The 18,358-nt window shown below is 70.2% G+C and carries 13 protein-coding genes; 7 read left to right on the top strand and 6 right to left on the bottom strand.

Translation table 11 applies throughout. The features are described from left to right. Position 1: 1 nt before the first annotated feature. The 3 genes from M2352_RS09385 (at position 2) to M2352_RS09375 (ending at position 4,402) form a co-directional block, all read left to right on the top strand. On the top strand, positions 2 to 2,020 hold the full coding sequence (locus M2352_RS09385; protein WP_264664228.1) for a methyl-accepting chemotaxis protein: 2,019 nt from the start codon (positions 2 to 4) through the stop codon (positions 2,018 to 2,020). 109 nt (positions 2,021 to 2,129) lie between these two features. Then, positions 2,130 to 2,669 carry a superoxide dismutase family protein gene (locus tag M2352_RS09380; protein WP_264664227.1) on the top strand — a complete coding sequence of 180 codons (540 nt, stop codon included), beginning with the start codon at positions 2,130 to 2,132 and terminating at the stop codon, positions 2,667 to 2,669. Positions 2,670 to 2,917: 248 nt separating this feature from the next. Then, a complete protein-coding gene (locus tag M2352_RS09375) occupies positions 2,918 to 4,402 on the top strand; it encodes a DEAD/DEAH box helicase (protein ID WP_264664226.1) in 1,485 nt (494 codons plus the stop codon). A 346-nt stretch (positions 4,403 to 4,748) separates the two neighbouring features. On the opposite strand, the gene M2352_RS09370 is transcribed toward M2352_RS09375, so the two are convergent. Next, entirely contained in the window at positions 4,749 to 6,986 is a 2,238-nt protein-coding gene (locus M2352_RS09370; protein WP_264664225.1) for an ATP-binding protein, read from the bottom strand. A 236-nt stretch (positions 6,987 to 7,222) separates the two neighbouring features. On the opposite strand from M2352_RS09370, the gene M2352_RS09365 reads away from it, so the two are divergent. Then, positions 7,223 to 8,584: a GGDEF domain-containing protein gene (locus M2352_RS09365; RefSeq protein WP_264664224.1), complete on the top strand. Its 1,362-nt coding sequence runs from the start codon at positions 7,223 to 7,225 to the stop codon at positions 8,582 to 8,584. A 36-nt stretch (positions 8,585 to 8,620) separates the two neighbouring features. Here M2352_RS09365 and M2352_RS09360 read toward each other — a convergent pair whose 3' ends face one another. From M2352_RS09360 to M2352_RS09350, 3 genes are read right to left on the bottom strand one after another with little or no spacing between them, the layout of a single operon-like run. Beyond that, positions 8,621 to 9,652, bottom strand: a complete 1,032-nt coding sequence (locus M2352_RS09360) for an NUDIX hydrolase (RefSeq protein WP_264664223.1) — start codon at positions 9,650 to 9,652, stop codon at positions 8,621 to 8,623. A 36-nt stretch (positions 9,653 to 9,688) separates the two neighbouring features. Continuing rightward, positions 9,689 to 10,822 (bottom strand): glycosyltransferase family 9 protein, encoded by a 1,134-nt coding sequence (locus M2352_RS09355; RefSeq protein WP_264664222.1) that lies wholly within the window; start codon positions 10,820 to 10,822, stop codon positions 9,689 to 9,691. A gap of 2 nt (positions 10,823 to 10,824) precedes the next feature. Then, the gene (locus tag M2352_RS09350; RefSeq protein ID WP_264664221.1) at positions 10,825 to 13,086 is read right to left on the bottom strand and encodes an O-linked N-acetylglucosamine transferase, SPINDLY family protein; all 2,262 of its coding nucleotides are present in this window, start codon (positions 13,084 to 13,086) and stop codon (positions 10,825 to 10,827) included. Between the two features lie 374 nt (positions 13,087 to 13,460). On the opposite strand from M2352_RS09350, the gene M2352_RS09345 reads away from it, so the two are divergent. Then, positions 13,461 to 15,278: a methyl-accepting chemotaxis protein gene (locus M2352_RS09345; RefSeq protein WP_264664220.1), complete on the top strand. Its 1,818-nt coding sequence runs from the start codon at positions 13,461 to 13,463 to the stop codon at positions 15,276 to 15,278. A gap of 9 nt (positions 15,279 to 15,287) precedes the next feature. Here the strand turns inward: M2352_RS09345 and M2352_RS09340 are convergent, their stop codons facing one another. Next, positions 15,288 to 16,226 (bottom strand): L-lactate dehydrogenase, encoded by a 939-nt coding sequence (locus M2352_RS09340; protein WP_264664219.1) that lies wholly within the window; start codon positions 16,224 to 16,226, stop codon positions 15,288 to 15,290. A 198-nt stretch (positions 16,227 to 16,424) separates the two neighbouring features. Here M2352_RS09340 and M2352_RS09335 point away from each other — a divergent pair, with 198 nt between their 5' ends. Next, positions 16,425 to 17,162 (top strand): SDR family oxidoreductase, encoded by a 738-nt coding sequence (locus M2352_RS09335; RefSeq protein WP_264664218.1) that lies wholly within the window; start codon positions 16,425 to 16,427, stop codon positions 17,160 to 17,162. A 118-nt stretch (positions 17,163 to 17,280) separates the two neighbouring features. Beyond that, positions 17,281 to 17,793 carry a pantetheine-phosphate adenylyltransferase gene (gene coaD, locus M2352_RS09330; RefSeq protein WP_264664217.1) on the top strand — a complete coding sequence of 171 codons (513 nt, stop codon included), beginning with the start codon at positions 17,281 to 17,283 and terminating at the stop codon, positions 17,791 to 17,793. Between the two features lie 5 nt (positions 17,794 to 17,798). Here coaD and M2352_RS09325 read toward each other — a convergent pair whose 3' ends face one another. Then, complete coding sequence (locus M2352_RS09325; protein WP_264664216.1) at positions 17,799 to 18,269, bottom strand: c-type cytochrome; 471 nt, start codon at positions 18,267 to 18,269, stop codon at positions 17,799 to 17,801. Between the last annotated feature and the right edge of the window lie 89 nt (positions 18,270 to 18,358).

Genomic DNA, 18,358 nt, shown 5'->3' with positions numbered 1-18,358 from the left:
TTTGGTTGTAGCCGCCCTGATGGCCACCGCCGCCCGCTTCGTCGCCGGGGGGATCGAGGCGCAATCGGTCCGCACCGCCGAGGAAACCGCCCGCATGGCCGCCCGCCTGGTCGAGGGCGAGGTGGGCAAGGGTGCGCTGGTGTCGCGGGTGGTCGCGGGGTATCTCAGCGACGGGCTGAAGGCCGGCACCATGACCCGCGGCCAGATCACCCAGCAGATCACCGGCATGATCGCCGCCCTGCCCGAACTGGTGGGCATCACCGCGGCGTTCGAACCCAACAGCGTGGAAGGGGCGGACAGCGCCCATGTCGGCACCGCCGGCGCCGACGCCGCCGGCCGCTTCGTCCCCTATTTCTACCACAAACCCAACAACGGCGGCGTCGGCATCGAGGTGCTGACCATGACGTCCGAGGCCGGGATCGACACGTGGTACACCGATCCCCTGCGCCGCAACGCGCCGGTCCTGACCTCTCCCTACGTCTATCCGGTAGAGGGTGTGGACGTGATGATGATCACGTCCAGCATTCCCTTGCGCGACGGCAAGGGAAAGGCCATCGGCATCGCCACCGCCGACACGGCGCTGACCACCTTGCAGAACAGCCTGTCGGCCCTGCGCCCGCTGGACACCGGGTGGGTGTCGCTGGTCAGCGACAACGGCGCGTGGGTGGCCCACCCCGACGCCGCCCGGCTGGGCAAGCCGGCGGATGACGAGCTGGTCCGCGCCCTGACCCGCGAGGCGGGCGCTGCCAAGGGCCGGGCCGTCAACCGCACCGGCACCTTCAACGGCGTGCCGTCGCTGATCACCGCCGTCTCCGTGCCCTTCGCCCAGGCCAAGGCGCCGTGGACCGTCATCGCCGCCGTGCCGATGGCCACGGTGGAAGAACCGGTGCAGCAGGCGGTGATGCAGCTTTCCGCCGTGGCCGCCGTGCTGCTGGCGCTGGGGGCCGCCGCCTTCTGGTGGATGGGGGTGAGCATCACCCGCCCGATCAGCGCCCTGATCGACACCATGGCCCGCCTGTCCCACCGCGACCTGTCGGTCACCGTCCCCCACCGGGAGCGCGCCGACGAGATCGGCAACATGGCCCGTTCGGTGGAAACCGTGCGCGACGGCCTGGCCGATGCCGAGCGGATCCGCAGCGATCAGGCCAACCGCGATGCCGAACAGGCGGAACGGGAACGCCAGTCGCGCATCACCATGGCCGACGGCTTCGAACGCCAGGTCGGCGCCCTGATCCGCAACATGTCGGCGGAAGCCGAGACCATGGCCGACAGCGCCCGCCGCATGGCCGACGAGACCGGCCGCGCCACCAGCGAGACCGGGGCCGGCGCACGGGCCGCCGAACAGGCATCCCACAACGTGCAGACCGTGGCCGGTGCGGCGGAGGAACTGCGCGCCTCCATCGCCGAAATCGCCGCCCGCATCGCCGAATCCGCCGATATCGCGCGTCAGGCCGCGACGGAGGCCGAGAACACCGACCGCGTGGTGGAGGCGCTGAACCAGAACGCCGACCAGATCGGCACCGTGGTCAGCCTGATTTCCGACATCGCGGCACAAACCAACCTCCTGGCGCTGAACGCGACCATCGAGGCGGCCCGCGCGGGCGAAGCGGGCAAGGGCTTCGCCGTGGTGGCGCAGGAGGTGAAGACGCTGGCCAACCAGACGGCCAAGGCCACCGGCGACATCTCGACCCTGGTGGACCAGATCCGCACCGACACCCGCTCGGCCACCACCGCCATCGGCAGCGTGGTGGTGACGGTGAAGCGGATCAACGAAACCTCCGCCACCATCGCCGCGGCGGTGGAGGAACAGGCCGCCGCCACCCAGGAGATCGCCCGCAACACGCAGGAGGCCGCCGACGGCACCGCGCGCGTGTCCGCCGCCATCCAGGGGATTTCCACCACCGTCGGCGGTATCGGCGACCTGTGCTCGCTGGTGTCCCAGCGGGCCGGCGACGTGCGCAAGGACTCCCAGTCTCTGGAGCAGCAGGTGGAACGCTTCCTCGGCGGCATCCGCGGATAGGCCGCGCCCCCTCGGCGCTTCCGGCTACATCGTCCGGGGGCGTTGACGGGCGGTCGGCGGGGTGGCCTGATGGCCGGCAAAGCAAAACCGAACAGGGGAAACCGTTCCGATGCGCCACCTCCGCACCACCGCCCGCCTGATCCTCGGCTCCGCGCTCGCCGTGGCGGCCCTGACCGCCGGCACCGTGTCGGCCCAGACCGCCATGCCCACCGCCACGGCCGCCGTGAAGGGGCCGGACGGCAAGGATCTCGGCACCGTCACCCTGACCCAATACCCCCACGGCGTGGTGCTGCGCGGCCAGCTCAGCGGGCTGACACCCGGCCCGCACGCCATCCACATCCATGCCAACGGCACCTGCTCCCCCGACTTTTCGGCGGCGGGCGGCCACTTCAACCCCGGCAACGGCAAGCACGGGCTGGTGGAATCCCCGATCCATTCGGGCGACCTGCCCAACATCATCGCCGACGCCGGCGGCAAGGCGGGGGTGGAGGCCATCACCCATCTGGTCACGCTGGGCGACGGCCCCGACAGCGTGTTCAAGCCGGGCGGCACCAGCTTCGTCGTGCACGCCGGTCCCGACGACTACACCTCCCAGCCCGCCGGCAACTCCGGGGACCGGGTGGGCTGCGGCGTCATCACCAAGGGTTGATTGAACCCGCCCGTCACGACGCCGAACAGGCAACGCAAGGCAGGGCCGCGCCGGCAGGCAGGGGTTGAACGCCCCTTGAGGCTTGCCAGCCGGCCCGCTTGCCCTTATGTGAAGGCTGCCGCGTTTACTGGGGGCTGGCCGGGCTGTCGTTTTTGTGCCCGGCGCCGGTTTGGATCTGCCGCCTTTGGTGAATGAAGTGCCCGGCCTACTGCCGGGACGGCGGCTATCACTCCGGGAAAAACGATTCTATGACCGACTTCACCAACCTCGGCCTCATCGAGCCGCTGCTGCGCGCCGTTACGGCCGAGGGATACACCCAGGCGACCCCCATCCAGGCCGGCACCATTCCGCTGACCCTGGAAGGCCGGGACGTTCTGGGTCTTGCCCAGACGGGTACCGGCAAAACTGCGGCCTTTGCCCTGCCCATCCTTCAGCGCCTCTTCCAGAACCGCGTGCGCACCCCTGCCAAGACCGCGCGCGCCCTGATCCTGACCCCCACCCGCGAACTGGCCGTGCAGATCGGGGACGGCTTTACCGTTTACGGTGCCCACCTGCCGCTGCGCCGCACCGTCATCCACGGCGGCGTCGGCCAGATGCCGCAGGTGAAGGCCATCGCGCGCGGGACCGAGGTGCTGATCGCCACCCCCGGCCGTCTGCTCGACCTGATGGCCCAGGGCCATGCCAAGCTGGACGGCGTGGAAATCTTCGTGCTCGACGAAGCGGACCGGATGCTCGACATGGGCTTCTTCCGCGACGTGCGCAAGGTGGTGGCGGCCCTGCCGAAGGAACGGCAGACGCTGCTGTTCTCCGCCACCATGCCCGACGCCGTGGCCGAACTGGCCGGCAGCATCCTGCGCCCCGACGTGGCGCGCGTGGAAGTGGCGCCCCAGTCGTCCACCGTGGACCGCATCGACCAGCGCGTGCTGTTCGTTGACCGCGGCGACAAGCGCAATCTGCTGGTCGATCTGATGCAGGACAACAGCATCGAGCGCACCATCGTGTTCGCCCGCACCAAGCACGGCGCCGACCGCGTGGCCGAGCACCTGCGCAAAGCCGGCGTGACGGCGGAAGCGCTGCACGGCAACAAATCGCAGACCGCGCGGCAGAAGGCGCTGGACGAATTCCGCACCGGGCGTCTGCGTGCCCTGGTGGCGACCGACATCGCCGCCCGCGGCATCGACATCGACCGCATCACCCACGTCATCAACTTCGACCTGCCCAACGAGCCGGAAAGCTACGTGCACCGCATCGGCCGCACGGCCCGCGCCGGCACCGACGGCATCGCCCTGTCGTTCTGCGACATCGAAGAGCTGGCGTATCTGAAGGCCATCGAAAAGACCATCTGCCGCACGGTGGAGATCGACGCCGGCCACCGCTACCACGCGGCCAACATCGCCGACATCCACAACCGCATCCGCGCCGGCAAGGCCAAGCCCCCGGCCCCGCCCAAGCGCCAGGGCCGCCCCGGCCCCGGCAACGGTCACGGGAATGGTCACGGCCCCAGCGCCAACCAGGGCGGCGCCCCGGCCCGCATGGGTCAGTCCCACAACTCCCACACCGGCGGCAAGCCCCACGAGGGCAAGAGCCATGCCCGCCACGCCCCGGCGCCGGCCCCGGCCAACGACGGGTCGCAGCCGATGCGCCGTGCCGGCGGCGGCAACGGCGGCGGCGGCAACGCCCCCCGGCGCTTCCAGGGTGGCGGGCGTCCGCGCGGCGGAAGTGCCGCGGCGTAAACGCAAGACGGAGCGGGGCGCCCTCGGGCGCCCGCGAAGGGGGCCTCCAGCCCCTTCGCCATCCCCGGCCAAGGGCCCGCAAGGCCCTTGGAACCCGGCTTTTCCATGATCAGCTTATTGATGAAAAGAATTTACCGTCATTTTCGCGAAAGCGGGAATCCAGGGATGAGCCGCGTTCAGCGGCGGCATGAGTCCCTGGAATGTCGATGATGAGGCAGACCCTGCCCTGTTTCGATTAGAGTGTGATCGGTTCAAACGGAATCGTTTGAAGCGTGAATCACACGGGAAAACCGAAAGCTTAGAGTCCTTCAGGTGCTTCAATAAGCACCTGAAGGACTCTAAGACCCTACCCCATGCCCAGCGCCGCCAGAGCCGCGCGGGGGTCGCCCGACATCACGCGGGATGCCGGCAGACGGGCGGTCATGGTGGTGCCCACCCCAACCTCGCTGGCGCAGGCCAGCGTGCCGCCGTGCAGTTCCATGAAATTCTTGGAGATGGACAGGCCCAGCCCGGTGCCTTCGTAACGGCGGCTGGTGGAATTGTCCGCCTGACGGAACGGCTCGAACAGGTGGGCCATGAAATCGGCGGGAATGCCGATGCCGGTGTCGCTCACCGACACCACCAGACACCCGTCCTCGTCCACCAGCGCGTCCAGCGTCACCCGCCCGCCCTTGGGCGTGAACTTCACGGCGTTGGACAGCAGGTTCAAGATCACCTGCTTGAACGCCCGCCGGTCGGCCCAGATCGACGGATGGGCGATGTTCAGCGCGTGCAGAAGCTCCACCTTGGCATCCGCCGCCCGCTCCCGCACCATGGTCAGGCACTGGGTCAGCGCTTCCGACGGGTCAAACAGTTCCTCGGTCAGCTCATAGCGCCCGGCCTCGATCTTCGACATGTCGAGCACGGCGTTGACGATATCCAGCAGATGCCGCCCGCTGTCATAGATGTCCTTGGCGCACGCCTTCTGCCGCTCGTTCAGCTTGCCGAAGAATTCGGAATCCAGGATTTCGGAAAAACCGATGATGGCGTTCAGCGGCGTGCGCAGCTCGTGGCTCATGTTGGCCAGAAACTCGCTCTTGGCCCGGTTGGCCATTTCCGCCTGGCTCTTGGCGGCCAGCACCTCCGCCTCCTTCTGCTTGCGGATGGTGATGTCGCGGATGACGCCGACGAACAGGCGCCGGTCGGCGTCGCCCTGGTTCAGCACCAGTTCGCTGACCGCCAGATTCATCGGAAACACCGCACCGTCGCGGCGCTGGGCCATGACCTCGCGGTCGTTGCCGATGATCCGCGACCCGCGGCCGGGCCGGTATTCCTCCAGCCACCGCCCATGATCCAGACGGAAGGGTTCGGGGATCAGCATGTCGATGCTCTGCCCCACCGCTTCGGCCTCGCGGTAGCCGAACATCACCTCGGCAGCGCGGTTGAAGGTCTCGATCCGGCCATGGGAATCGATGGTGATCACCGCATCCATCATGGATTCCAGGATGCCGCGGATGCGCCGGGACGCCTGGGCCAGCTTCTCCTGATCCTGCTCGCGGCGCCGATGCTGACGCACCACGAACCACGTCAGCACGGCAATGGCGCTGGTCATGGCCAGCCCGACGAACGACCACGCCGCCGTGTCGCGGCGCCAGTCGGCCAGGGCGTCGGATTGGGGCTGGGTGGTCACCAGGATGAAGGGGTAACGGGCGGTGCGGCGGAAACTGACCAGATAATCGATGCCGCCGACGGATTCCAAGACGCGTGTTCCCGCCTGCGCACGGCCCAGCGCCGCGTTCAGTGCCGGCCAGTCGGACAAGGACGCCCCCACCAGCGCATCGACGGCGTACTGGTTGGTCAGCACCATGCTTTGGCCGTCGCCGCCGGGGGCTTCCAATGCCAGCAGGGCCGAACCTCCCCGCTTGATGCGCGCGGCGGCAAAGGCGGAATCCAGCGCCGACGGGCTGAGCAGGATCACCATCACCCCGCCGAAGCCGCCGTCGGCCAGGGTCAGGCGCCGGCTGATGGGCACGACCGGCGATTTGGCGTGCGACCATCCGGCCAGGGGAGTCCCCACGTACAGCCCGGCGTCCACCCGGTCACGGTGAACCGTGAAATAGGGGCGGTCGTGGAGGTCGAAATCCACCGGGCGGTTGCCGGATGCGGAATAGCGCACCCGCCCGTCCGGCCCAGCCACCAGAATGTCGGCGACCGGCGGAAACGCCTCCCGCCGCAGGCGCAGGTACCGGAAGACGCTGGCCGCGGTGCGGGGATCGTTCACGATCTCGCCCCCCATCACCATCATGGCGTCGATGTCGGCGAACAGCCAGTCGGCGGCCTCGATCGCGTGGACGACCTGCTCATCCAGCATGCGGGCCGACTGCTCCAGATTGTGCTGGGCGGCGTCCAGCGCATCCCGGCGGTTCTGCCAGATGCCGTACCCGATGAGCGCATTGACGACCAGGATAAAGGCGATACCCGACGCCACCATCAGGAAGGGAACCGACGCCAGCGACCGCCAGGCCATATCGGTCGCCCACCCCGTCAGGCCGCGGGGCGGAACACGATCCTGACCCGCGGGACCGGGGCAATCCTGTGGTGTCATGCGCCGAACGCCTTCCCTAACCGGATATCAACCATGCCAGCCGAGAGGGTAAGAAACGACGGGCACCCCACGCAACAGCAACCTTGCGCCCCCGCAAACGTTTCTTTCACAATACGGACGTAATCGCTTCCACCTGCCCCTGCGGGAAGATAGAGTGAGCCCCGCTGTCAGCGGGCCGGACGGTCTGGACACGAAGCCAACGCCAGATACCGTTTTCTCTTGTCTTGCCAAGGACCATGGACACCAAACAGGACCGGAAAGCCGCCATTCTCGCCGAAACCCTGGTTTCCCTTTGGGTCGAAACCGATGGGGAGGCGGTGGAGGCGGCCATCCGCATCGCCGGCGAGGCCGCCGACGATATCGCCGATCTGTTCTATACCGTGCTGATGCAGCAGCCGGACGCCAACGCTTTCCTCAATCATGCGCTGGTGCACGAACGTCTGCGGCCATCGCTGGCGCGGTGGATCCGCGCCATGTTCCGTGACGGCGAACGCGCCACCATCGACGCCATCCTGGAGCAGAACTATCAGGTCGGGCTGATCCACGCACGCATCAACATCCCGCTGACCCTGGTCAACGCCGGGATGCGCATCATCAAGAAGGAATTGTCCCGCCGCATCCTGGCCTCCCCCCTCAGCCGGGAGATGACGGCCCAGGCGATCCTGTTCGTCAGCGAGCTGCTGGATACCGTGCTGGACAACATGCACGAGGCGTATCTGGGCGATCTTCTGGGCAACGTCCGCCAGCAGCAGTCGCTGAAGATGTTCATGAGCGGCCAGAATCTGGCGCTGGAGGGGGAACGGCTGAAATCCTCCCTCTTCGACTGGCTGCGCAACACGGTGGTGGCGATCTACACCGGCAACGGCGCCGCCATTCCCTCCATCGAGGCCAGCGACTTCGGCCTGTGGCTGAACCACAAGGCGGAATTGACCTTTGGCCGGGTGGCCGAGCTGGACGCCATCCGCGTACGCACCCGCACCATCGCCGCCACCTTGCAGAACACCACGGCCATGGCGGATGCCGCCGCCTTCGTCCGCGCCCTGAACGACGACGTGACCCAGATGGCCTATCTGCTGGGAGCGGTGATCGACAAGGCACTGGAGATCGAAGGGGGCCGCGACCCGCTGACCCGGCTGCTGACCCGCCGGTTCATGCCCACCATCTTCCAGCGGGAGGTGAACATCAGCCTGCGCCACGGCAAGCCGTTTGCCGTGCTGCTGATCGACGCCGATCATTTCAAGGCCATCAACGACACCCACGGGCATCAGGCCGGCGACGGCGTGCTGACCGCCATGGCCGAGCTGCTGCACAGCAACGTGCGGGCCGGCGATTTCGTCTTCCGCTACGGCGGCGAGGAATTCCTGATCCTGCTGACCGAGATGGACACCGCATCCGCCGCGGTGAAGGCCGAACGGCTGCGCACCATCGTGGAAGACCATGTGTTCTCCCTGGCCGGACAGCCGCTGCGCATCACCGCGTCCATCGGCGTGGCGCTGCACGACGGTCACCCCGACTACGAGCACACGGTGCGCCGCGCCGACGCCGCCCTGTACGAGGCCAAACGCCAGGGCCGCAACCGCGTCGTGATTGCGGAATAATCCTTTTCCCTCGAACGGCGGGCGCGGCCGGTATGATCATCCCTCGACCGTCGGAATCGCCCGCGCGCTGGTGCGTTCGTGGATGGCGGCGCGGCGGTAGCGGTAGAGTTCCGCCGGGCGCCCGCCGGTCTGGCTCTCGAACTGCCCCGTCGCCTCCACCAGCCCGCCGGAAATGATGAGCCGGCGGAAGTTCTGCTTGTGCAGACGGGTGCCGCTCAGCGCCTCCACCACCTGCTGAAGCTGGAACAGGGTGAAGGCGGGGGGCAGCAGCTCGTACACGATGGGGCGGTACTTCAGCTTGCCGCGCAGCCGTTCCAGGGCGGTCGCCAGGATGCGGCGCCCGTCGCGGGCCATGGGGCGGCCCAGCGCCCGCGGCATCTGGGCGGGGGCCGCGGGGACGGATGCCTCCCCTTCCCCCGCCGCGGCACGGCGTTCCAGGGCGCGGTCGCGGAAGGATTCCACCACCAGCCCGGCTTCGTACAGCAGTTCGTAACGCTCCAGCACCCGCTCCATATCCCACGCCGCGGCATCGTCGAGGGCGAAGGCCAGCCCGGCGCGCTCGGCCCGGCGGGCGCGGGTGTCGTCATCGGCGGCGGCCTTGATCCAGCGTTCCAGCGCCGGGCGGATCACGCCGTCGATCACCGCCGGGCGTTCATCGCGCCAATCCTCCCAGGGAAAGCAATCGTAGAGGCCGGTCCACGCCGCCCCGCCCGCCAGCGGCCCGTCGCGCACCAGCGCCAGATACCCCACCACCACCGACCGGGCACCGCCGAACAGTTCGTGCGGGTCGCGGTGGCGGTCGCCGAAGGTGTAGAGCTGCTCCACATAGCGCAGCGCCAGCCCGGTCAGCCCCTCCGCCACCGCGCGCAGCCCCTCCTGCAGGGTGCGGAAGCGGTCCGCTTCGAACGGGGCACCGGGCAGCGCGTCGCGGTGGACCGGGGGATCGTCGGGGCGGCGGTGGCTTTCGGGCACGGCGAAGCCGCTGCGCACGGTGACCACGCGGGGGACCGTGCCCGCCACCGCCACCACCACCGCCGTCAACCCCAGCCGCACGTCACCGCCGCTCATAAGCCCCCCACCCGTGATGCGGGCGGAGAATACCCGTCAGCCAAGCCCAAGGAAACCGGCGATCCGGTCATAGGCATCGGCGGCATGGATGGTGGCGATGCAATGAGCGTCCGCCGCCGTGCACGACGCCGAACACCCGTCCCGCCCCCGCGGCGGGCGCAGCACCAGCGCCCGCGGGGTCCAGGGGCGGAAGCGTTCAGGCGCGTGGAAATGCTCGGGATCGCCGCCGTCGGGATGGCAGGAGAACACCGCCACCGGGGTGCCGCAGGCCGCCGCCATGTGGGCCGGGGCCGAATCCATGGCCAGCAGCGCCTCGGCCCGCGCGATCACCGCCGCCGCCGTGCGCACCGCCGTGCGCCCGGTCAGATCCACCACCGGGCCGGGGACGGCATGGACCAGCACCCGCGCCGCCTCCCCGTCCTCCGGCCCGCCGATCACGGCGATGCCGGCCCCCATGCGGCGTGACAGAGCGGCGGCCACCGCCGCCAAGGAGGGGGCGGGATAGACCCGGCGGGCACTGGCCGCACCGGGAGCCACCGCCAGAACCGGCCCATCCCCCAGCGGGGCCATCAGGGCCGCCGCCGCGTCCACGTCGCCCTGGGTCAGATAGAGTTCGGTGTGGGTGCCGTCCGCCGCCCCGCCCACGGCGTGCAGCAGAGAGAGGAGCCGTTCCACCTCGTGCAGCCCCGGCAGGGGGCCGAGGACGTGGGTCAGGGCACGGTCGAAGCCGGCGTTCATGTCCGCCTTCCATGGGGTGACCGCCTCGCCGAAGCCCACGCGCACCCTGGCCGGCACCTGGGACGCCAGGGTCGCCGCCCCGTGGGTGTCGCAGTCGTAGCGGGCGACGATCACCCGGTCGAACCCGCCGCGGAAGCCCTCGGCGAACAGCGCCCGCCCGTTGGGGGTGACGCCGCGCACGTCCAGCCGCGCGCGCCCCGGCCCGTCGATGAGAGACGGCACCACCACCCCGTCCACATGGGGACAGGGGGCGGCCAGATCGGCCACCGCGTCCCGCACCGCCAACACGATGCGCGCGGCGGGGGCCGCGGCGCGCAGGCCGCGCAGGAACGGGGTGGACAGCAGGAAATCCCCCGCCGCGTCCAGCTTCACCACCAGAATGCGGCGGGCACCGCCCACGGGGGGAATGCCCACAGGGGGAGCAGCGGTCATGGTCAGCGGTCCTCCACCGTGAAGGGCTGGGGCGGCTGGCCGGCGCACCAGCGGCGCCACGCCTGCCGGTATCCGTTCTCCACCGCCCGCGTGTACCCGGCCTCGTCCATCAGGGGGGATGCCTGCATCCGCCCGCGCAACCCCGCCCGCAGCCCGTCGAGAAAGCCCGGAGCGGTGGCCGCCCGCACCGCCAGCGTCCGATAATCCCGCGGGTCGTCCACCACCAGTTCCCCCAGCCCCACCGCCGGCAGCAGCGACGCCCCCCAGCGGGAAATCGGCGCATCCCCCGCCAGCGACAGCACCGGCACCCCCATCCACAGGGCATCGCAGGTGGTGGTGCCACCGTTGGTGAACACCGGGTCGAGCGCCAGATCCACCAGCCGGTAATCCTCGTACGCATCGGGGGTGGGCGGGCGCAGGGACAGCCGCTCCGCCCCCACCCCGCGGGCGGCGAAGGCGTCGAGCACCCGCCGGCTGACCCCGGCGGTGGTCAGGCCGCGCCACTTCAGCATCAGCCGTGTGCCCGGCGCCGCCCGCAGCACCGCCGCCCACAGGTCCAGCGTCGATTCGTTCAGCTTGGCCAGATTGTTGAAGGAGGCGAAGGTGAACACCCCCGCCGTCCGCCACGGCGCGTCCGCCGGCGGTTCCAACGGTGATTCCGCCGGGCGGTAGCACAGCACGGTTCCCGGCAGGCGGATCAGCGCCTCCGTATGAAAACGGTTGTGGTCGGCGGGGGCGAAGCGGGGATCGGTGAAGCGGTAATCCATGGCCGACAGGCCGGTGGAAAAGGGATAGAGCGGAAAACTCACCTGCACCGGCGCCGGGCGGCGGGTGAACAGCGCCATGCGGTTGCGCGCCATGTGGCCGTCGCAGTCCACCAGGATGTCGATGGCGTCGGCGCGGATGCGCTCCTCAAGCTCGCCGTCGGACAGGGCGGCCACCGGGCGCCACCGGTCGGCCAGCCCGCGGAACGCCGCCGTCGCCCCGTCCTCCACCGTGTCGTTGTAATAGGCGGTGATGGAAAAACGGCCGTGGTCGTGCCGGCTGAACAGCGGCAGCAGGAAATGATAGCCGGGGCCGGGGTAGCGCTGGAAATCCGGCGAGAGATACCCGATGCGCAACGGCCGCTCCGGGCCGCGGTCATGACCGGCGAACGACGGCACGGGGGCCGGATAGGGGACCGCGAAACGCTCGAACCGCCGATGCTCGTCGGCCAGGGTGCGCGGGTCCATCATCTCGTTGAAGCACAGACAGAACAGCAGGTTGGACCGGGCGCCCATGTTGCCCGATCCCAGCGCCAGCGCGCGGCGGAACGCGGATTCCGCCCCCGTCTGGTCGCCCATGGAAAAGCGGGCGAGGCCCAGGTTGGACCACGTGTCGGCATCGCGCACCCGGTCACCGTCGCTGAGCGCCAGGGCGCGCGCCAGCGCCGACGCCGCCGCGTCGAACGCGCTGCGGTCCAGCAGCGCCGATCCCATCCCCGCCCAGTTCAGGGAGGCAGCCGGGTCCAGCGCCAGCGCGGCGCGGGCCAGACCCAGCGCGTCCGCCGGACGCCGCAGCCGTTGCAGCACCGCCGCGGCGTTGGCCAGCGCCACCGGGTCCAGCGGGTCCAGCCGCAGGGCACGGCGCAGCAGCGGCCACGCCTCCTCCCCCCGCGCCCTCTCCGACAGCGCAAGGCCGGCGTTGACCAGCGCCGCCCGTCGGGACGGGTCAACGGCCAGAGCGACGCGGTAGGCGCGCACCGCCCCCGCCCCGTCGCCCCGCCGGTGCCGCGCCACCCCCAGCGCCTGCGGGCCGTCGGGATCCAGCGGCGCCAGGGCGGCGGCGCGGGCCAGCCACGGGCCGTCCATGCCGCCGGGGGCGGAGAACAGCGCCTTTACCGCCCCGGCGTGGGCCGGGTCCAGGGCCAGCAGCGGACGCAAGGCCCGCACCGCCCCGCCGTGATCCCCCACGGCAAACCGAAGCCCGGCCAGCCGTTCATGGGCCGGCGCCAGCAGCGGCGCCATGCGGGCCACGGCGGCAAAGCCGGCCAGCGCCGTCCCCGCCTCCCCTGCGTCGGCCCACGCCGCCGCCCGGTTGAACGCCGTCACCGCATCGCAAGGGGAAACGGCCAGCGCCCGCCCGTACCAGCGCGCCGCCGCGCCCGGATGGCCGGCGTCGTACAGGGCGTCGGCCCAGCCCGCCAGCCCCGCCGCGGCGGACGGGTCGAACACCACGGCACGCCGGCGCCCCGCCGGTCCCCCCGCCTGTCCCACGGCCGCCATCGCCTGCCCTCTCCCCGCCTGTTGCGGGGGGATCATGGCCGCCGCCCGGACCAAGCGCAAGGCACACGCCGGCAAGAAAAAACCGTCGCACTTTCACAAAACGAATTGACGATTTTTCATAAAGTTCGACAAGAATAGAAATCAAAAGAACACGTCATGAAACAGAAATAAAACTGTAACACAATCGTCAAAAAAGCTTCCAGGGGAAAGACACCATGCTCAACAATCTGTCGATACGCTTCCGCCTTTTCCTTTTGTCGTTCGTTTCGATTGTTGGAATGCTGATTGTTTTTTCTCTTTACTGGTTAGCCAACAGCACGCAAGACCGCCTTTACCAGACGATGCGGACTGAGGCGGCGGCGGCCGATGCCATTGTGGATGCCCAGCGTGCGGTGCTGAACGCCAAGGTGCAAACCAACATCTTCTTCGATTCCCGCGATCCCCAGGCGCTGGCCGCGCGGGCCGAACAGGTGGCGGCGGCCCGCCGGCTTCTGGAGGAATTGTCGCGGCGTCTGCCCGGCGATCCGGACATCACCGCCGCCGCTGCCGCGCTCGACACATGGGACCGGCGGGCCGTGGCGGTGACGGAAATCCTGCGCGCTCTCGGGCTGACGGAACGGGACGGGCTGCAGGCGACGCTGCGCCAGGCGGTCCACGACATGGAAAAGCGGCTGGATGGGGCGCTTGACCAGGCACCGTCCGACAGCGGCCTGTTGGGGCTGAAGCTGCTGGTCCTGCAGATGCGCCGCCATGAAAAGGATCTGATGCTGCGGTCGGAAGCCACGTACCGGGCGCAACTGGGGCAGCGGGTGGCGGCCTTCCGCGACCGGCTGGCCGGGGGTGTCCTGCCGCCGGGCGAGGCGGCGGCCCTGTCGGATCTGGCCGCCCGCTACCAGACGGCGTTCGACGCCTTTGCCGACGCCCAGTTGCGGCTGGCGGCGCAAAAGGACGAGGTGCGCCGCGACGGCGCCGCCATCGACCCGCTGCTGTCCCGCGCGGTGGACCGGCTGAACCGCCTGAGCGACGAGGCGGATGCCGCCATGGACGCCAGCCGGGATGACACCTTCGTCCGCATGATCGTCACGGCGCTGGCGGTGATGGTGATGATGGGGGTGGCCGGGCTGCTGCTCGGGGCGGCGGTGGCCGGTCCCATCCGCCGCATGACCGCGGCCATGCACGCCCTGGCCGGCGGCGCGCTCGACACCCCCATCCCCGACCGCGGGCGCCACGACGAGATCGGGCGGATGGCCGAGGCGATGGAGGTCTTCCGGGGCAATGCCCAGGAGGCGGAACGGCTGCGCCACGAGCGCATCCGCCTGGACGGGGCCGCGGCAGCGGAAAAAGCCCGCGCGCTGAAGACCATGGCCGACACGGTGGAGCGGGAAACCAACACCGCCGCCGGACAGGTGGCCGCCCGGACCGGCGCCATGGCCCGCGATGCCGACAGCATGACCCGGTCGGCCCAGGCGGTCAGCGGCAACGCCACCAGCGTGGCCGCCGCCGCCGGCCAGGCCCACGCCAACGCCCAGGCCGTGGCCGCGGCCTCGGAACAGCTTGCCGCCGCCATCGGCGAAATCGCCGCCCAGGTGGCCCAGGCCCAGCGGGTGACCCACGACACCGTGAGCCGCAGCGAGGCCGCCCGCGGGACCATCGCGTCCCTGTCCGCCGCCGTGGCGCGCATCGACGACGTGGCCGCGCTCATCACCGACATCGCCGGACAGACCAACCTGCTGGCGCTGAACGCCACCATCGAGGCCGCCCGCGCGGGCGAGGCCGGCAAGGGCTTCGCCGTGGTGGCCGGCGAGGTGAAGAATCTCGCCACCCAGACCGCCCGCTCGACCGAGGAGATTTCCCGCCTGATCGCCGAGATCCAGGGTGTCACCCACTCGGCGGTGGACGAGGTGAACGGCATCGGCGACCTGATCGCCACCATCAGCCGGGTGTCGGCGGCCATCGCCGGGGCGGTGGAGGAGCAGAGTGCCGCCACCCGCGCCATCTCCACCAACGTGGCCCAGACCGCCGCCGCAGCGCAGGAGGTCTCGGCCCGCATCGCCGCCGTGTCGGACGAGGCATCGCGCACCGGTGCCCACGCCGGGGCCGTGCGCCATGCCTCCGCCGAGGTGGCGGCCAGCGTGGAGGCGCTGAGCCGCACCGTGGTCGGCGTGGTGCGCGCCTCGGTCACCGCCGCGTAAACGCCCTCCCTACAGCACCGCCTCCACCGAATCCGCCGCCTTCTTCAGGATGCCGGCGCTGCGGGCCAGCCCGGCGGCCTCCTCCTCCGACAGGTCGGGGTGCAGGGTGGACAGCACGCCGCCCGCCCCGATCACCCGCGGCAGCGACAGCGCCACCTCCCGCACCCCCGCGACCTCGGCCGTGAGGATCGAGCAGGTCAGCACCGCCCGCTCGTCACGCGCGATGGCCCCCACCAGACGGGACAGGCCGCCGCCGATGCCGAACGCCGTGTGCCCCTTGCCCTCGATGATGCGGTAGGCGGCGCGGCGCACACCGGCGTCGATGGCCGCCCGGTCCTCCGCCGTCAGGGGCTGGCCGGTCTGTTCGGCGAAACGCTCCACCGGCAGGCCGGCGGCGGAGGCGCCGGACCACAGCAGCACCTCCGAATCGCCGTGCTCGCCCACCACGTGGGCGTGGACCGATTTGGGCGTCACCCCCAGCCGGGCCGCCAGCAGCGAGCGGAACCGCGCGGTGTCGAGGATGGTGCCCGACCCGATCACCCGTTCGGGCGGCAGGCCCGACAGCCGCGCCGCCACCTGGGTCATCACGTCCACCGGGTTGGTCGCCACCACCAGAATGGTGTCGGGGGCGGCCTCCAGCACCTTGCCGATCACATCGGCGAACACGGCGGCGTTGCGCTCCAGAAGCTGGAGCCGGGTTTCGCCCGGCTTCTGCCCCACGCCCGCGGCCAGAACCACCACCCCGGCCCCGGCCAGATCGCCGTACCCGCCGGCCCGCACCGCCACGGCGCGGGTGAAGGGCACGGCGTGGGCGATGTCCGCCGCCTGTGCCTCGGCCAGGGCGGCGTTGGCGTCCACCAGCACCAGTTCCGACGCCGCCCCGCCCAGCACCATGGCGAAACCGGCGGTGGCCCCGACAAAGCCCGCGCCGACGATACCGACTTTCATGAAAACGCCCTCCCCTTTCCCGTTGGGATTGTGCCCTTGATCCTATCACCGCCGGGGCCGGACGGCACGGCGCATGGGTGGCAGTCCGGTCAAGGGGCTTGCCAGCACGCCCGCCCTTGTGCGACCCCATCCGCCGCTCCATTTCCCGACACCATATCTCTCAATCTTTTGCGCGGTTTCTTGCGGGGACAGGCGGACATGAACACGTCCTACAGCACGGCACTGGTCACGGGTGCTTCGAGTGGCATCGGCAAGGCAACGGCCCTGGCGCTGGCCCAGCAGGGGCTGGCGGTGGTGGCGGTGGCCCGGCGGGCGGACGCGCTCGCCGATCTGGCCGCCGCCGGCTGTGCCGTGCTGCCGCTGGACGTCACCGATCACGAGCGCATGGCGGCGCTGGTGGAGGACGTGGCCCCCGACGTGGTGGTCAACAACGCCGGCATCGCCCGCATGGGCAACCTGGGCGGGTGCATGACCGGCGACATCACCGATCAACTGTCGGTCAACGTGTCGGCGGTGATGGAGATCCTGCGCGTCGCCATCCCCATCATGCGGGCCAAGTCGCGGGGGCACATCGTCAACGTCTCGTCCATTGCCGCCCACCACGTGTTCGGCGGCATGCCGGTCTATGCCGCCACCAAGGCGGCGGTGGCGGCCCTGACCGACCAGTTGCGGCTGGAGGTGGCGGGCACCGGCATCCGCGTAACCGAAATCATTCCGGGCCGGGTGGAGACCGAGATCTTCGCCAACGCCCTGGGCGATGCGGAGGAGGCGCGCCAGCGCTTCTTCGACGGCTACGACGCACTCCGGCCCCAGGACGTGGCCGAGGCCATCGCCTATGCCGTCACCGCCCCGCCGCACGTCAACGTCACCCGGCTGGAGATCATGCCCACCCATCAGGTGCCCGGCGGCCTGAGCTTCCATCGTGACGGGGCGTAGCCCCACGCGGGACGGGGCATAGGCCGCGACGACTGGTAACAGGGACTTCACATTTCCGCTGTGGTCCCCGCCGCGGCGGTTGCGGTAGGGTCCGCCACCCGCACAACGGAGACGCCCGATGCCGACCGCCGTCTATGCCGCCAGCCTGGACCCCATCACCCGCGGCCATCTGTGGATGATCCAGCAGGGGGCACGGCTGTTCGACCGGCTGATCGTGGCCATCGGCGTCAACCCCAGCAAGCGCCCGACCATCGACATCGCCACCCGCCTGGACCTGACCGCCCGCAGCATCGGGGAAGCGGGCCTGTCCGGCAACATCGAGGTGCAGAGCTTCGAGCGGCTGTTCCTGGTGGATTTCGCCCGCCGCCACGGGGCCGACGTGCTGCTGCGCGGCATCCGCGACGAGACCGATTTCAGCTATGAGCTGACCATGCGCCACGTCAACGAGGATCTGGCGCCGGAGATCCTGACCGTGGTGCTGATGCCCCCGCGGGAACTGCGCGAGGTGTCGTCCAGCTTCGTCCGCGGGCTGGTCGGTCATGTGGGGTGGGAGCAGGTGGTGGGGCGCTACGTCACCCCGTGCGTCCTGGACTCCCTGCGCGAACAGCACGCGGCTCAGCCGGCGGAATAGGTTCGTTACGGCGTCCGCGCCGCCTGCGCCGTGGTCCGCGCCTGCCGGGCGCGGATCTCGGCGGGCCATGTGCTCTTGATGAAGGCGATGACGGCAGCGATTTCCCGCTCGTTCAGCGTGCCGGCAAAGCCCGGCATGGCGGTCTTCACCCCCGGCGGAGCATGGGCCGCCGCCCCGTCGCGGGTGATCGCCAGCAGCAGCGAATCAGGGTGGTGCCACGTGTGGCCGCTGGCATCATGAGGCGGGGCCGGCAGCGTGCCGTCGGGGCGGCGGGCCTGCCAATCGGCCTCCCCCTCCAGGTTGGCGCCGTGGCAGCGGGCGCACTGGCTGGCATAAACTATGCGGCCCAACGCCACCAGAGGTTGATTTGATGGATCCGGGGCCAGCGCCTTGTCATCGCTGGCGGTCATCAGCACGAACCCCATCAGCGCCATCACCGTGATGAACGCCAGCAACACCCCAGCCTTGGTGCCCATGAGAACCGCCCCCTTATCATCCCACCATCGCGGGCTTATACCCCAGACCGGCGGCGGGCTGTACTGGTTCTCATTTGCAGAAAGCAAAA

The sequence above is a fragment of the Azospirillum fermentarium genome (assembly GCF_025961205.1).
Taxonomy (GTDB): Bacteria; Pseudomonadota; Alphaproteobacteria; order Azospirillales; family Azospirillaceae; genus Azospirillum; species Azospirillum fermentarium.
The sequence above is the reverse complement of the archived record's forward strand: the minus strand, read 5'-3'. Positions and strand labels throughout refer to the sequence as shown.

Bases quoted from the DNA above. Each gene is read 5' to 3' on its own strand.
- M2352_RS09380 (WP_264664227.1), top strand. From the start codon at position 2,130: ATGCGCCACCTCCGCACCACCGCCCGCCTGATCCTCGGCTCCGCGCTC.
- M2352_RS09375 (WP_264664226.1), top strand. From the start codon at position 2,918: ATGACCGACTTCACCAACCTCGGCCTCATCGAGCCGCTGCTGCGCGCC.
- M2352_RS09370 (WP_264664225.1), bottom strand. From the start codon at position 6,986: ATGACACCACAGGATTGCCCCGGTCCCGCGGGTCAGGATCGTGTTCCG.
- M2352_RS09365 (WP_264664224.1), top strand. From the start codon at position 7,223: ATGGACACCAAACAGGACCGGAAAGCCGCCATTCTCGCCGAAACCCTG.
- M2352_RS09360 (WP_264664223.1), bottom strand. From the start codon at position 9,652: ATGAGCGGCGGTGACGTGCGGCTGGGGTTGACGGCGGTGGTGGTGGCG.
- M2352_RS09355 (WP_264664222.1), bottom strand. From the start codon at position 10,822: ATGACCGCTGCTCCCCCTGTGGGCATTCCCCCCGTGGGCGGTGCCCGC.
- M2352_RS09350 (WP_264664221.1), bottom strand. From the start codon at position 13,086: ATGGCGGCCGTGGGACAGGCGGGGGGACCGGCGGGGCGCCGGCGTGCC.
- M2352_RS09340 (WP_264664219.1), bottom strand. From the start codon at position 16,226: ATGAAAGTCGGTATCGTCGGCGCGGGCTTTGTCGGGGCCACCGCCGGT.
- M2352_RS09335 (WP_264664218.1), top strand. From the start codon at position 16,425: ATGAACACGTCCTACAGCACGGCACTGGTCACGGGTGCTTCGAGTGGC.
- coaD (WP_264664217.1), top strand. From the start codon at position 17,281: ATGCCGACCGCCGTCTATGCCGCCAGCCTGGACCCCATCACCCGCGGC.
- M2352_RS09325 (WP_264664216.1), bottom strand. From the start codon at position 18,269: ATGGGCACCAAGGCTGGGGTGTTGCTGGCGTTCATCACGGTGATGGCG.